General features: G+C 61.5%; 12 protein-coding genes. 4 read left to right on the top strand and 8 right to left on the bottom strand.

Annotated features, from left to right (window positions below):
• Positions 1-115: 115 nt before the first annotated feature.
• Both V8689_RS12670 and V8689_RS12665 read right to left on the bottom strand, forming a co-directional pair.
• Positions 116-1,396: an alkane 1-monooxygenase gene (locus V8689_RS12670; protein WP_056784951.1), complete on the bottom strand. Its 1,281-nt coding sequence runs from the start codon at positions 1,394-1,396 to the stop codon at positions 116-118.
• Between the two features lie 295 nt (positions 1,397-1,691).
• Positions 1,692-2,690, bottom strand: a complete 999-nt coding sequence (locus V8689_RS12665; protein ID WP_056784530.1) for an alpha/beta fold hydrolase — start codon at positions 2,688-2,690, stop codon at positions 1,692-1,694.
• Positions 2,691-2,977: 287 nt separating this feature from the next.
• Here V8689_RS12665 and V8689_RS12660 point away from each other — a divergent pair, with 287 nt between their 5' ends.
• The 3 genes from V8689_RS12660 to V8689_RS12650 are packed head-to-tail and all read left to right on the top strand — an operon-like array spanning position 2,978 to position 6,261.
• Entirely contained in the window at positions 2,978-4,516 is a 1,539-nt protein-coding gene (locus V8689_RS12660) for a flavin-containing monooxygenase (RefSeq protein ID WP_056784527.1), read from the top strand.
• On the top strand, positions 4,513-5,403 hold the full coding sequence (locus V8689_RS12655) for an SDR family NAD(P)-dependent oxidoreductase (protein ID WP_056784524.1): 891 nt from the start codon (positions 4,513-4,515) through the stop codon (positions 5,401-5,403). The genes V8689_RS12660 and V8689_RS12655 overlap by 4 nt, the downstream gene beginning before the upstream one ends.
• A 15-nt stretch (positions 5,404-5,418) precedes the next feature.
• The gene (locus tag V8689_RS12650) at positions 5,419-6,261 is read left to right on the top strand and encodes a metal-dependent hydrolase (RefSeq protein WP_056784522.1); all 843 of its coding nucleotides are present in this window, start codon (positions 5,419-5,421) and stop codon (positions 6,259-6,261) included.
• Between the two features lie 138 nt (positions 6,262-6,399).
• Here V8689_RS12650 and pepN read toward each other — a convergent pair whose 3' ends face one another.
• The 6 genes from pepN to V8689_RS12620 are packed head-to-tail and all read right to left on the bottom strand — an operon-like array spanning position 6,400 to position 12,900.
• The gene (gene pepN / locus V8689_RS12645) at positions 6,400-9,057 is read right to left on the bottom strand and encodes an aminopeptidase N (protein ID WP_056784519.1); all 2,658 of its coding nucleotides are present in this window, start codon (positions 9,055-9,057) and stop codon (positions 6,400-6,402) included.
• A 13-nt stretch (positions 9,058-9,070) separates the two neighbouring features.
• Entirely contained in the window at positions 9,071-9,901 is an 831-nt protein-coding gene (locus tag V8689_RS12640) for a DUF2797 domain-containing protein (protein ID WP_056784515.1), read from the bottom strand.
• Positions 9,898-10,158 (bottom strand): YeaC family protein, encoded by a 261-nt coding sequence (locus V8689_RS12635; RefSeq protein WP_056784512.1) that lies wholly within the window; start codon positions 10,156-10,158, stop codon positions 9,898-9,900. Before V8689_RS12635 ends, V8689_RS12640 begins: the two co-directional genes overlap by 4 nt.
• 14 nt (positions 10,159-10,172) lie before the next feature.
• The gene (locus tag V8689_RS12630) at positions 10,173-11,042 is read right to left on the bottom strand and encodes a rhomboid family intramembrane serine protease (protein WP_056784509.1); all 870 of its coding nucleotides are present in this window, start codon (positions 11,040-11,042) and stop codon (positions 10,173-10,175) included.
• A complete protein-coding gene (locus V8689_RS12625) occupies positions 11,039-12,013 on the bottom strand; it encodes a metallophosphoesterase (protein WP_162259477.1) in 975 nt (324 codons plus the stop codon). The genes V8689_RS12630 and V8689_RS12625 overlap by 4 nt, the downstream gene beginning before the upstream one ends.
• Positions 12,010-12,900 (bottom strand): NAD(+) kinase, encoded by an 891-nt coding sequence (locus tag V8689_RS12620; protein WP_003190745.1) that lies wholly within the window; start codon positions 12,898-12,900, stop codon positions 12,010-12,012. Before V8689_RS12620 ends, V8689_RS12625 begins: the two co-directional genes overlap by 4 nt.
• Before the next feature lie 144 nt (positions 12,901-13,044).
• Here V8689_RS12620 and V8689_RS12615 point away from each other — a divergent pair, with 144 nt between their 5' ends.
• Positions 13,045-13,992, top strand: a complete 948-nt coding sequence (locus V8689_RS12615) for a DUF1853 family protein (protein WP_056784503.1) — start codon at positions 13,045-13,047, stop codon at positions 13,990-13,992.
• Positions 13,993-14,525: the final 533 nt, after the last annotated feature.

The following is a 14,525-nucleotide window of genomic DNA, read 5'->3' as shown; positions in this document are numbered from 1 at the left end:
CTTCCCTTGAAATTATTGTTGTAGGGTCAAACCGGGTTCTTGCACTCAATACTCCGGGCGATCAGAACCTGCGCGATACACGGATCCCGAGTACACCCTGAAGGCTTACTTCATCTCAAAACGGCTTGGCGCTACCGCTGTACTTCTCCAGGTACTTCAAGCGTTTTGACGGTTGAAGATTGGTCAAGTTGATATCACCGCCATAGTGATTCAGTACGCGATGGTCCATGCGACGCCGCCACAAATACGGCACATAAGCCCAGACAATCATGCTGGCGTAGCCATACGGAAGTTGTGGTGACTCATCAAAGTGACGCAACGACTGATAACTGCGCGTGGGGTTGGCATGGTGATCGGAGTGCCGTTGCAACTGGAACAGGAAGATATTGGTGACAATACGATTACTGTTCCACGAGTGGCGCGGCGAGCAGCGTTCATAACGGCCATTGGGCAACTTCTGACGCTTGAGGCCGTAATGCTCGACGTAGTTCACCACTTCCAGCAACGAGAACCCGTAGATGCCCTGGATAATCAGGAACGGAATCACCGCCGCCCCCAGCCAGGCAATCATCGCGCCCCACAACACCACGCTGTACATCCAGGCGCTGAGCACGGCGTTTTTCCAGTGCAGGGCCGGCAGGCCGAGTTTGCGCAGGCGTTCGCGCTCCAGGTTCCAGGCCGACACGGCGCTGAACCACACCGAACGTGGCAGGAAGGCCCAGAAACTTTCACCCAGGCGCGAGCTGGCAGGATCTTCCGGTGTAGCGACCCGTACGTGATGGCCACGGTTATGTTCGGTGTAGAAGTGCCCGTAGAAGGTCGGCGCCAGAGTGACCTTGGCCAGGAACACTTCCAGGGGCTTGGGTTTGTGCCCCAGCTCATGGGCAGTGTTGATGGCAATACCGGTAGCGGCACCGGTGGACATCGCCATGCCCACATAGGTCAACCCGCTGATTTCACCGTGAAGTTCAGTACGTGCGGTGATGAACGCGGCGGTCTTGGCCAGCCAGCTTGAGGGCTCCAGGGTGGCCGTGGCGTGCAGCAGGCCGCCGTTGATGATCCAGTCGATGCCGCCTGCGGCGAGCCAACCGGTGATGACCACCGAGGAAATCACAAACAGCACGCCGGTGTAGACGATCCAGCGGTAATAGCGTTGGGATTCAAGGTGGCTGACCGCAGATTCGGGCGGGTTGCTGACGTCTTCACCAAGCAGGCCGTCGATCAGCGGGATCAAGCCGAAGATCACTAGCACGCCCACCCACCACAGTTGTTGCACGCCTGTGGTGATGGCAAGGGCGCCGGAGAGCAAGGGAGTGGCCAGCGGCATGATGCCGAGCCACCACAGGTGGCGTTTGCCGTCGGACCACACGGTCGCAGCTGCCAGAGTCTGGTTCATGGCAGCCTCCGAACACATACGGTAGGCAATGCGGCAGCGATGCGCTGACTGCTGCGAAAAATCATGCATGCGATAAAAGGCGTTTTTTTCATTATTTTATTCGCTCTTAGGCATTTCAAAAATAATTTCAAATTACACATTGAAATAATTTTTTTAAATAAATAGCGCGGAATCGTTAGGTCGTCAACTAGTTTCTCCAGCCCTTTTTTCCGTGACCAAGCAGTCTCTTTTCAGCCATCTGGTCAGGTACTCAGGGCAGGCATCAACACCAATGAACCGCAATCGAGTGGCGCCGTTATTTGCTCGCCAAGGCTACAGATGGCTGTAACTGCCTGACGTTTTCACCGGGTCGAACCCGCTTGGCCACCTGCTCCACCAGCGCCGCCACGCGCTCGGTGGCGGTGATCGGCAACATATGCCCGCGGCCTTCGATCACTTGCATTTTCAGCCCTGGCACCTTGCTCGCCAGGGCCTGGCCGTGTTTCTGGAAGTCGAGCACCTTGTCTTGCCCGCCGTAGATCAGGCCGATGGGCAGGGTCAGTTGGGGGTAGCGCTTGACCATGTCCGGCAGGTGGTCGTTGACCCGGTTGATCTCGGTGGACGCGGCGTAGAAGTTGCCGGGGCGCATGCCCAGCAAACCGCCGCCACGGCTGGCGAAGTCTGGCGGCGCAGGATCGGGGGCGAACACGCCCTTCACCACCGAGTCTTTGGTCAGCAGGCCGATGGGCAGGGTCAAGGTGTGAGCCACCCAGCGCCGCAGCCAGGCCGGGCGCACGGCCAGAGACAGGAACACCAGGGGCAGCATGCGCTGGGGGTGAGTCAAGGGCGCAACCAGCACCAACCCGGATACCGCATGGGGATGGTCGAGGGCCAGCGCCAGGGCAATCGCGCCGCCCAGGGAGTGCCCAAGCACCAGCGGTTTGTCCAGATCCAGCGTCTTGATGAAAGCCGCGATTTGTCGCGCTTGGGCCGGCAAGTCTGCCGGCGTGCCGCTGCGCCGGGTGGAATACCCTGAGCCCGGCCGGTCGAGGCTGATGACGCGAAAATGCTCACGCAACTGGCCGGACAAGGCATAGGTCAGGTTGCGACTGCTGCCCATCAGCCCGTGGATCATCACCAACGGCGGGCCCTTGCCCTCTTCGACATAATGAAAGCGCTCGCCGTCCACCTCGACGAAGCGCCCGTTGCTCGGCACGGTCGCTTCAATGCGCCGCGTCATCCAGGCACTCAAGCCCCATAACACCGCGCTGGCGCCCACCAGCACACCCGCAGCGACAACCCACTCCACAGCCATAGCTCGGCCCTCTGCTTCCCTGCTGCTGGCGACCCGACCGGAATTGGCCTGGCCTCAGCCATCGTCCACACCCTGGACCTGAACTTCATGCATACCACGTTCGTCCGTCGGACAAATCGCTCATGCGCAACAAGGCCCTAGCGTAGGCGAATTTTTCAGGTAGATTATTTAAAATCTTTTTTAAAATAAATAATTCAATTTTCCTTTGCAATGGTGTTCTATCTAAAAGACAAAACAAAAACAGGAGCACATCCGATGCCCAAGCGTTTTATTGACGAGGCAGCCCTATGAATGCCCCCCGTGACTCAATCGACATCGCCATCATTGGCTCCGGGTTCGCGGGCCTGTGCATGGCGATCAAACTCAAGGAAGCCGGGCTCACCGATTTCTTTATCGCCGAACAGGCTGAAACCCTCGGCGGCACATGGCGCGACAACCACTACCCAGGTTGCGCCTGCGACGTGCAGTCCCACGTGTATTCGTTTTCCTTTGCGCCCAACCCGAACTGGACGCGACAGTTCGCGGCGCAGCCCGAGATCCGCGCCTATCTGGAAGACTGCGCCAGGCGCTTCGAGCTTGCCCCCTATCTGCGCTTCGGCATGGGCTTGCAACGTGCGCTGTTTGATGAACAACAGCAGCGCTGGCAGTTGACCTTCAGTAACGGCCGCCAGGTCAGCGCACGGGTGCTGGTGTCGGGCATGGGGGGATTGTCGCGCCCGGCCATGCCAGATATTCCAGGGCTGGACAGTTTCAAGGGCAAGCGCTTCCACTCCCAGCAGTGGGATCACGAGTATTCTTTGAAGGGCAAGCGCGTGGCGGTGATCGGCACTGGTGCCAGCGCCATCCAGTTCGTGCCGCAGATCGCCCCGCAGGTAGCGCACCTGGACCTGTTCCAGCGCACACCGCCGTGGATCATGCCCAAGCCTGATCGGCCGATTTCCGCTGCCGAGCGCTGGCTGTTCAAGCACCTGCCGTTCACCCAGAAGCTGGTACGCGCTGCACTTTACTGGGCACTGGAAGGCCGCGTGGTGGGCTTTGCCCTGCATCCACGCCTGATGAAAATGGTGCAGAAAATCGCCCTGCGTCACCTGCGCAAACAGGTGGCCCGCCCTTCCCTGCGCAAAACCCTGACGCCGGACTACACCATCGGCTGCAAGCGCGTGCTGATCTCCAACGATTACTACCCGGCACTCTCGCGCAGCAATGTCGAGGTGGTCACCGACAGCGTGCTGCGCATCGAAGCCGACGGCGTGATCACCGCCGACGGTATCAAGCACCCCGCCGATTGCCTGATCTTCGGCACAGGTTTCCAGGCCAGCGACCCGTTGCCCCGTGGCTGCATCATCGGCCGTGACGGCATCGACCTGATGGACGCCTGGCGCGATGGCGCCCATGCCTACAAAGGCACCACCGTGCCGGGCTACCCGAACCTGTTTTTGATCGTCGGCCCCAACACCGGCCTGGGGCATAACTCGATGATCCTGATGATCGAGGCCCAGGTCGCGTACATCCTCGACGCCCTCAAACACATGCAGCGCCAGCGCATCACCACGGTGGAGGTCAAACCTGCCGTGGAGCACGCCTACAACCAGCAGTTGCAGGACAAGCTCCAGCGCACCATCTGGAACACCGGCGGCTGCCAGAGCTGGTACCTCGACCCGCGCACCGGCAAAAACACCACGCTGTGGCCCGGTTCGACCTGGCGCTTCAAGCAGGTCACCCGGCATTTTGCCCTCAAGGACTACAGCGTCAGCCAGGCGCCGGCGCCCGCCCTCCCGCGTGCGGTCGCAACGCCCCACTCCACCACAGAAGGCAGCCTGTCATGAAGTCATTCAACGGCCGCGTCGCGGCGATCACCGGCGCGGCTTCCGGCATGGGCCGCGCACTGGCCCTGGCGCTGGCGCGGGAAGGGTGCCACCTGGCGCTGGCAGACAAAAACAGCCAGGGCCTGGAACATACCCAGGACCTGATCCGCACCTCGACCTTGTCGCCCGTCACTGTCACCACCCAAGTGCTGGACGTGTCCGACCGCCAGGCCATGCAGGCGTGGGCGGCGCGTTGCGTGGCCGAGCACGGCCAGGTCAACCTGGTGTTCAACAATGCCGGGGTGGCGCTGTCGAGCACCGTCGAAGGGGTGGATTACGCTGACCTGGAATGGATCGTCGGCATCAACTTCTGGGGCGTGGTGCATGGCACCAAGGCGTTCCTGCCGTACCTCAAGGCCAGCGGTGACGGGCATATCATCAATACGTCCAGCGTGTTCGGCCTGTTCGCCCAGCCGGGCATGAGCGGCTACAACGCCACCAAGTTCGCCGTGCGCGGTTTCACCGAAGCCTTGCGCCAGGAACTCGACCTGCAACGCTGCGGCGTCTCGGCCACCTGTGTACACCCTGGTGGCATTCGTACCGACATTTGCCGCAGCAGCCGCATCGACGCGAACATGACCGGCTTTCTCATCCACAGTGAGCAACAAGCCCGTGCCGATTTCGAAAAGCTCTTCATCACCGACGCCGACCAGGCCGCCAAAGTGATCCTGCAAGGCGTACGCAAAAACAAGCGCCGCGTGCTGATTGGCCGCGATGCCTATTTCCTCGACCTGCTCGCCCGTTGCCTGCCGGCGGCCTATCAGGCGCTGGTGGTGTTTGCCAGCAAACGCATGGCGCCCAAGCCGCGCACGCCAGTGTTTGAAACCAACGACGAGCCCCGACTCTGAACAGGAGCACGCAGCATGTTGCCGATCCGTCGCGATATCCGTTTTGCCTTGCCTGCCGAGCGCATCAAAAACTGGCACGAACAAGGGCCGGTGGTCAGCCATTTCTTCAATGCCCTGTCGCTGCTGTTTCCCCAGGGCGAGCTGTTCTTCATGGACAGCGTCCGCCACTACCGTGGGCAGATCGACGATGCCGAACTGAAAAAAGAGATCCAGGGGTTTATTGGCCAGGAGGCCATGCACAGCCGCGAGCACGTGGCCTACAACGATTTGCTGCAAGCCGCCGGCCTGCCAGCGCACACCCTTGACCGACGCCTGAAGTTCTTCCTCGACCTGCAGAAAAAACACCTGCCGCCCTCGTTAAACCTGGCGGTGACCATCGCCCTGGAACACTACACCGCCATGCTGGCGGAAATCCTGCTGAGCGACCCGTCGCGCTTTGGCGACTCACTCAAGGGTTACCAGCAGATGTGGTACTGGCACGCCCTGGAAGAAACCGAACATAAAGCCGTGGCGTTCGATGTGTGGAACACAGTGATCAAGCCAGGGCCTGCGCGTTACCTGCTGCGCACTGGCACCATGCTGACCACCAGCGTGCTGTTCTGGGTGGTGGTGCTGGACTTTCACGTGCGCCTGTTGATTGCCGACCGCACTTCGGGCGGCACGCTCAAGGGGTTGTGGCGCATGGTTAAGTTCTTGTACGGGCCCAAGGGGGTGTTTCCACGGATGTTCCGGCCGTGGCTGCATTATTTCAAGCCGGGGTTTCATCCCTGGGATCATGACAACCGAGCGCGGTTGGCGGGCATTGACCGGTTGGTCGAAGAGATAGAGCGCACACGCCGCGGCTATGAATCGGCCTAGTGCCAGGGGATAAATCCTGCCATCTGTAGGAGCGAGCTTGCTCGCGAAAAACGTCAACGGTAAGGCGCGCTTCCTGAATGAACGCGGCGCCTGTGAGTTCCTCGCGAGCAAGCTCGCTCCTACATAAAGCAATGACGGTTACGCCAGACTTTTGCTGACCACCTCAAACACATCGCTGGACAGCTCACCGGCGCCCAGGATGCGCTCCAGCTCCGCTTTCATCAGCGCCTGCCGAGCGCTGTCGTATTTACGCCAGCGGGTCAACGGCGCCAGCTGGCGCGAGGCGATCTGCGGGTTCAAGGTATTGAGCTGGATCACCAGGTCGGCCAGGAATCGATAGCCCGAGCCATCCGCCGCATGGAAGTTGATCAGGTTCTGCCCAGCAAATGCGCCCACCAGCGCGCGCACCTTGTTGGGGTTCTTGATGGTGAACGCCGGGTGCTCCATCAACGCCTTGACCCGCGCCAGCCCGCCCGGCAAGGTGCTGCCGGCCTGGACGCTGAACCATTGGTCCATGACCAGCGGGTTGTCCTTGAAGTTCTCGGCAAACACCGCCAAGGCCTGCGCTTTCTCTGCTTCGAACGGCGAGTTCACCAGCACCGCCAACGCGGTCAGGCGTTCGGTCATGTTATCGCTGGTGTCGAACTGATCCAGGGTGGCCGCCAACACTTCTGGCTTGCCGCTGAGCATCAAGTACGACAGCGCGATGTTCTGCAGAGCACGCCGGGCGAAGTGCTCGGCCTCTGCCACGTAAGGCGTTTGTTTGGACAGCTCGCGGTTGGCCTGGTAGCGCAGCCACAACCCTTCGAACAGGTTGTCGGCCAGTTGCTTGCGGGCAAACTCGCGGGCAGCGTGGATGGCGTCCACATCCGCCACTTCGCTGATTTCCGTGAGGTAGGCTTCGCTCGGCAGCGAAAGCATTTCGGCGACCATGGCTTGGTCCAGGCTTTCATCGCTCAACACCGTGCGCAGCGCGTCGATCAAGCGTTGATCAAGTTTGAGCGGCTGGCCCGCCTGATGCTGGCCGATCAGTTCCTGCAACACCTGCACGGCCAATTGTTGGCCGGCATCCCAGCGGTTGAAACCGTCGCTGTCGTGCTGCATCAGGAACATCAGTTGATCGCGGCTGTAGGGGAAGCTGAGCTTCACCGGCGCCGAGAAACCCCGCAGCAACGAAGGCAAGGGTTTTTCAGCGATGTCGACGAAGGTAAAGGTCTGTTCCGCTTCGGTTACCGAGATCACCCTTGAGGTGCCACCTGCCGTCGCTTCACCGGCCAGGCGCAAGGCAATGCCGGCGCCCTGCCCGTCCAGCAAGCCCAGCTCCACCGGGATCACAAAGGGCAATTTCTCGACCTTGTCCGGGGTCGGCGGGCAGCTCTGGCGGAAGGTCAGGCTGTAGGTCTTGGCCGCCGCATCGTAGGCTTCGCTCACCGCCAGGCGTGGGGTGCCGGCCTGGCTGTACCAGCGTTTGAATTGGCTGAGGTCGGCGCCATTGGCGTCTTCCATGGCCTTGATGAAGTCGTCGCAGGTCACGGCCTGGCCGTCATGGCGCTCGAAATACAGGTCGCTGCCTTTGCGAAAGCCTTCGGCGCCGAGCAAGGTGTGGATCATGCCGACTACTTCCGAGCCCTTTTCGTACACGGTCAGGGTGTAGAAGTTGGAGATCTCGATAAAGCTGTCCGGGCGCACGGCGTGGGCCATGGGGCCGGCATCTTCCGCGAACTGATGGGTACGCAGGTACGCCACGTCCTGGATGCGCTTGACCGTGGCCGAGTTCATGTCGGCAGAGAAGCCCGAGTCACGGAACACGGTGAAGCCTTCCTTGAGCGACAGCTGGAACCAGTCGCGGCAGGTCACGCGGTTGCCCGACCAGTTGTGGAAGTATTCGTGGGCAACGATGGCCTCGACGCGCTGGTGGGCGGCATCGGTGGCGGTTTCGGCGCGGGCCAGCACGGCGCTGGAGTTGAAGATATTGAGGCCCTTGTTTTCCATGGCGCCCATGTTGAAGTCGTTGACCGCGACGATCATGAAGATATCCAGGTCGTACTCGCGGCCGTAGGTTTCTTCGTCCCAGCGCATGGATTTCTTCAGGCTGGTCATGGCGTGCTGGCACTTGTCGATATTTTCCGGCTCGACGTAGATGCGCAGCGCGACTTCGCGGTTGGTCATGGTGGTGAAGCTGTCTTCGACGCACCACAAATCACCGGCCACCAGGGCAAACAGGTACGCAGGCTTCTTGAACGGATCTTCCCAGGTCGCCCAGTGCCGGCCGTCTTCACCGGGGCCGCTGGCGATCGGGTTGCCGTTGGACAACAGCACCGGGTAGCGGTGCTGCTCGGCGATCACCGTGGTGGTGAACACGCTCATCACGTCCGGGCGGTCGAGGTAATAGGTGATCTTGCGGAAACCTTCGGCCTCGCACTGGGTGCAGAACATACCGCTGGATTTGTACAAGCCTTCCAGGGCAGTGTTGGTTTCCGGGTGGATCTTGACGGTGGTGTCGAGGGTGAAGGTCTCACTCTTTGGCTGCACGGTCAGGTGGCTGTCGGTCAGCTGGTAGTCAGCGTCCGTCAACGGCTGGTCGGCCAGGTTGACACTCAACAGCTCAAGTTGCTGGCCATCGAGCACCAATGGCGGCAAACCGGCGCCGCGCTCGGGGTTGCGGCGCATCACCAGCTGCGCGTGGACCAGGCTGTGGTCCTCGAACAACTCGAAGGTCAGGTGCGTCTCGTCGATCAGGTAATCCGGCGCCTGATAGTCCTTCAGGTAAATCATCTTCGGTTGTTCGGTGCGCATGCTGGGGATCCTTCTACTGATGCACGGCGAGCTGGTAGGCCGTGTATTTACGAATGTTGATGACGCCGGTGTCGAAGATCAGGTATTGGCCCTTGATCCCCAGCAGCGTGCCTTCGGCAATCGGGTTCTTGTCCAGGTTGAAGCTGACGATCTTGGTCGGATACTGCTCGACCGGGTAGCGGATTTCAATCGGCTCGATGTCGGCAATGGTTTGGATGGCTTGCAGGCCAAAGCGTTCCTGCAAACCCAGCAAGCCCTCGGCGCAAGCGGCGAACAGCTCATCACGCACCAGCTTGAGGTCCACCGATTGCGCGTCGCCCTTGAGCAAGGCGCGCCAGTTGGTCTTGTCGGCCACCTGGCTGCGAAACAGGTCTTCGACGAAGCCCGATTGCTGGCGCGTCGCCACGCGCATGATCGGCAGCGCCTGGCTGGCGCCCTGGTCCAGCCAACGGGTGGGCAACTGCGTAGCCCGCGTAATGCCGACCTTGATGCCCGACGAGTTGGCCAGGTACACCACGTGGTCGGTCATGCAGAATGTCTCGCCCCAGCCCGGATCGCGGCAGGTGCCGGCGTCGTAATGGCAACGCTCGGGGCTCATGATGCACAGGTCACACTGGGCCAGCTTGGTCATGCACGGGTAGCAATAGCCCTGGCTGAAGCTGGTCTTGGTCTTGCGCCCGCAATGGCTGCAATGAATCGCGCCCAGGTACTCCAGGCGTACATGGGTGCCGATCAGCGGATTGACCGGCACCTCGGTGTTTCCTAAGCGAAAGGCGTATTGAACGGTCGGCTCACCGAGTTGCGCCGACATTTTGCTGACTGCACCGCGACCAATTTCAATCAATGGATCGCATCCGACTTGAACAGGATATTCGCTACTGGCGCGGATTTGGACGCGCATTCCTGCGGGCCCATATAGCCGGTGCGTTGCTCTTCGGGCAGGTTCTGGATTTCCCAGGCGATCACCGCTTGCAACGACAGTTCGCGCTGCTCGGCGGTGAGCTTGCGGCCATCGGACCATTTGCCGATCTCTACGGCGAGCTTGAGGCTCTCGTAGATGTCCGGGGTGATGTTTTCGATCATTTCAGCAAAAGAGGACATAAGGCTCTTCCTTATCAAAGAGACGCTTTGCGACGGTTGTACAAACCGCCGAGCAAACCCGTCAAGCAACCGATGACCAAGCCGCCCACATGGGCCGCGTTGGCGATTTCGCCGAAACCGATCATCGAGACCAGCCCCGACAGGCAGAGCAGCAACCACACCAGCATCATCACCAGCACCCCACGGGGCAGGCGATAGGCCGGGTTGGGCGACAATAATTGAAAGATCCAGCAATGCCCGAGCAGGCCATACAACACGCCGGACAAGCCGCCAAACAAGCCGGGGCCACCGTAGGCGTATTGCGCGTAGTTGGAGGCCAGGCTGAACAACAGGGTCAGGCCCAGCAGGTTGATACCGCCCTGGCGCGCTTCAATGCGCCGGCCCAGCTCCCAGTACCACATGCCGTTCATGGCCAGATGCAGGATGCCGAAGTGGATCAGCATCGGCGTGACCAGGCGCCACCACTGCCCCGAGGCCAGCGTGTCGGCCAGCGGCGTGAACTGGATGTACTCGCCCAGCACCCGGAACGGCAGGAAGGTCAGCCAGGCCATGGCTTGCAGGTTTTCACCCAGCAGGGTCACAGCAGCGACGATGAGACTGGCCAACAGCACCAGCGCGGTGACGGGGCTGTGGCGCACCTGCTGGACAAAACCTGGCCGCGTAACCGGCGCCTGCTCGGGAATGTCCAGTTGCTGGTCCGGGTCGCCAGCGGGGAAGCGTTGATACAACACGCGCACGTCGTCGCTGATGGCCTCGGGCACCCACAGCACCTGTTCACCCGCCTCTTCGCTGACACGGTGCGGCACCTGCATGCGGTGCAGCAACTTGACGAAGCCGCCCAGGTCGACGCTCAGGGGCAAGCGCAATACAGCTACCGTACTCATGGAATGGCCTCTGGTCGCTCAACGTCGACCCATACGAATTTATGCGGATCCAGTTGGGTTTCCTGGTCGAGTCGATACGCCACCAGCTTGCCGTACAGCACGGCGCTGTAGTCCAGGCAGGCCAGGTTCGGACGGATCGGCGCCGGTTTGCCGCTGCGCCAGTAGTGGCCGACGAACAACAGCGGTTCATCGACGCCATAGCGCAGCAGGGAATTCTTTTGTGTGGACGACAATGGCGTGCGCGCCACCGGCTCCGGCAAGGCGTCGGGCTGGAACACGATGTCGCCGTAGGTCTTGGGGTCGTCTTCCCAGAACTTGGTGCGAAAGAACGAACGCGTCAGGCCATCGCCACCGGTCAGAGTGAGCCCGTCGGGCAGACGCATATCGGTGCCGCGCAACAGGCGGTCGAACGCGTTGCAGGCGAAACTGCCCGGCACGGCGGCGGCTTGCAGGAAGTGTTGGTCGATGCAGCCGTCCGGGAAGGTGGCGCGCAACGGCTGGATGAAGCCTTCGTCCCAGCACGCGTGCACCACGCGGAAACGCCCGGCGTCGACAAACAGCGGCATGTCGTAGAACCAGCCGAGGAAGTCGTGCCAATCGGCCGGGTGGTGTTCGAACTGGGTCAGGGTTTCCTGGATCAAACGGGCGTGGCGCGGGTTGTGCTCACGCACAAACTGCTTGCCGCTGCCCGGCGGGGCCGGCGTGGTCCAGCCCAACGCATTGAACTCATGGTTACCCATGATGCACAGCGCCTGGCCGGCCTCGGTCATATCGTGGACGATATGCAGCGCCTCGCGGATGCGTGGGCCACGGTCGATGATATCGCCCAGGAACACGGCCATGCGGGACGGATGGCGCCAGGTGCCGCCCTGCTTGTGGTAACCCATTTGGTCGAGCAAGTGCTCAAGGGTATGAGCGCAACCGTGCACGTCACCAATCAGGTCGTAGCTACGCGCGGGATCGAGCATCAGTCGCCTCCACCTCCCAAGCGGCTGCCCCAGCCCAACTTGGTGCGGCACACTTCGTAGTAGTTGTGATCCAGCGGGTGGATCAAGCGCAACTTCTGTGCCTTCTTGCTCACGGTGATGGTGTCACCGGGGGCGCAGGTGAAATGGTTCTGCCCGTCGCAGGAGACTTGCGGGTAGATTTGCATGTCTTTGGACACCACGATTTTCAGCTCACTGTTGCCATCGACCACAATTGGCCGACTGGACAACATATGGGGGTACATCGGCACGATCACAATGGCATCGAGCTTGGGGTGCATGATCGGGCCGCCGGCCGACAGCGCGTAGGCAGTAGAACCTGTGGGCGTGGCGACGATCAGGCCGTCGGCCTTCTGGCTGCACACGAACTGGCCGTCGATATACAGCTCGAACTCGATCATGCGCGTGGACTTGCCGGGGTGCAGCACCACGTCGTTGAGGGCATCGCCCTGGCCGATCGCCTCGCCGTGGCGGCGCACTTCGGCTTGCAACAGGAAGCGGTTCTCCACCAGGTAATGACCGTCGAGTACCTTGGCCACTTCGACTTCCAGCTCATCGGGGCGGATGTCAGTGAGGAACCCCAGGCTGCCGCGGTTGATCCCCAGCACCGGCACATTATGCCGCGCCAGCGCCCGGGCAGCGCCGAGCAGGCTGCCATCGCCGCCGACCACGATGACCATGTCGCACACCTCGCCGAGCATCTTGCGCGACGAGGTTTGCAGGCCGTGGCCGGGGAGGATTTCAGCGATGGTGTCTTCGAGGATCACATGCAGGTGGCGCTCGAGCAGAAACTTCTTCAGCCGGCGGACGGTGTCCAACACCTGGGTACTGCCCAGGCGACCGATAATGCCGATATTGCGAAAGTGCTCCATGGGGCTCCTGCGGAATCTGGGGTGAGGCAAAAAGAGCGATTATGGGCGAAAGGCCGCCTCAGGCAAAATCCTTTGTCGCCGCCAAGCCTTGATGACAATGGTTCTCAGGCACCTTCTGCGCGCTGAAAAGGCTATGCTCGGACCATGACCCCATTCCCCGACTTGCACACCCTGCCCCGCCAACTGCGCCACCCCGAGGTGCGCGACCTGGCGTGGGTGATGCTCGCACCGCCGATGCTGGCGCAGACGCCTTGGCCCCAGCGCCACCCGCTGGCCGGCAGTGACTGGGTGCAGGCCCCTCATCAGCTCGAAGCCTGGCTGCGCCAACTGGACCAGGACAGCAGCGCGTTGCAGCAGTGGTTGAGCCTGTCACGCACCCGGCGCCTGGGCCTGTATTACGAACGCTTGTGGCAATTTGCGGTGCAGCATGCGCCGGGCGTGGAATTACTGGCCGCCAACCTGCCGATCCGCCGTGCCGGGCATACCCTGGGCGAGCTGGACATGCTGCTACGCGACCGCGATGGGGTGCACCACCTGGAACTGGCGATCAAACTCTACCTGGGCCCGCAGGACGGCAACGGTCAGGACACCGCGCAATGGCTGGGGCCTGGCTGTCATGACCGGCTGGACCGCAAGTTGGCGCACCTGACCCAGCATCAACTGCCGATCTCTGCGCGGGCAGAGAGCCGCGAGGCCTTGGCGGCGTTGGATATCCAAGCGTTCGATGCGCATTTGTGGCTCGGCGGCTATCTGCTCTACCCCTGGCCTGGCGCGGCGCAATCTCCGCTCGGCGCTCACCCGCAGCACCTGCGTGGGCGCTGGCTGCATCAGCGCGATTGGGCGGATTTTGCCAGCACCCGCCCCGCGGGCCGCTGGCAACCCCTGCCCCGCCATGCCTGGCTGGCGCCCGCGCATTACCCGGCCGATGAAGTGTGGAGTGAGGTGCAGATGCAAGGTTGGCTGGCAGACCTGGACCCGATGGCCCCGGCGCAGTTGCTGGTGCGCATGGTGCCCAACGGTGAGGAGTGGGAGGAAGCCGAGCGGTTGTTTTTGGTGGCCGATCTTTGGCCGAATGTGCCGGGGACAGGCTGACGCTGTTCTAACTGACGCACCGCGATCCAAATGTGGGAGCTGGCTTGCCTGCGAAGACGGCCTCACAGTCGACACCGTTATACCGAGTACATATCCATTCCTACGGTAACGACCACTTAGGGTTCCGCCCTGACGGCGGCTCACTTTGCAAAAGCGGCAAAGTAAGCAAAACGCTCTTGCCCCACCACTCGGCACCTCGCTTGGGCTCGGTGTGCCCGTAATCCGCCAGTGATTTGGGGGGCCGCCGCCACGCGCCATCCATGGCGCGGGGCGGCTAAACCGGCATCCCTGCCGGTTTACCCCCCAAATCCCTGTCGAATTCCGGCCAGCGTGGTTTGACGGGGCGCCTAAGATCAAAAGCAGATCAAGAGCAAGATCAAGAGCGACTCGCTTCGCATCGTGGTTACCGTCTCCGATGGCCGGCTTGCCCTTTTTGTAGGAGCGAGCTTGCTCGCGAAAAACTCACTGGCGCTGCGTCCATTCAGCAAAAACGGGTTATCGTTGACGTTTTTCGCGAGCAAGCTCGCTCCTAC

It is taken from the genome of Pseudomonas sp. AK181 (genome assembly GCF_051122975.1).
In the GTDB taxonomy this organism is placed as follows: Bacteria; Pseudomonadota; Gammaproteobacteria; order Pseudomonadales; family Pseudomonadaceae; genus Aquipseudomonas; species Aquipseudomonas lactis.
Note: the sequence above shows the minus strand (reverse complement) of the source record. Positions and strands in the feature narration are given on the sequence as shown.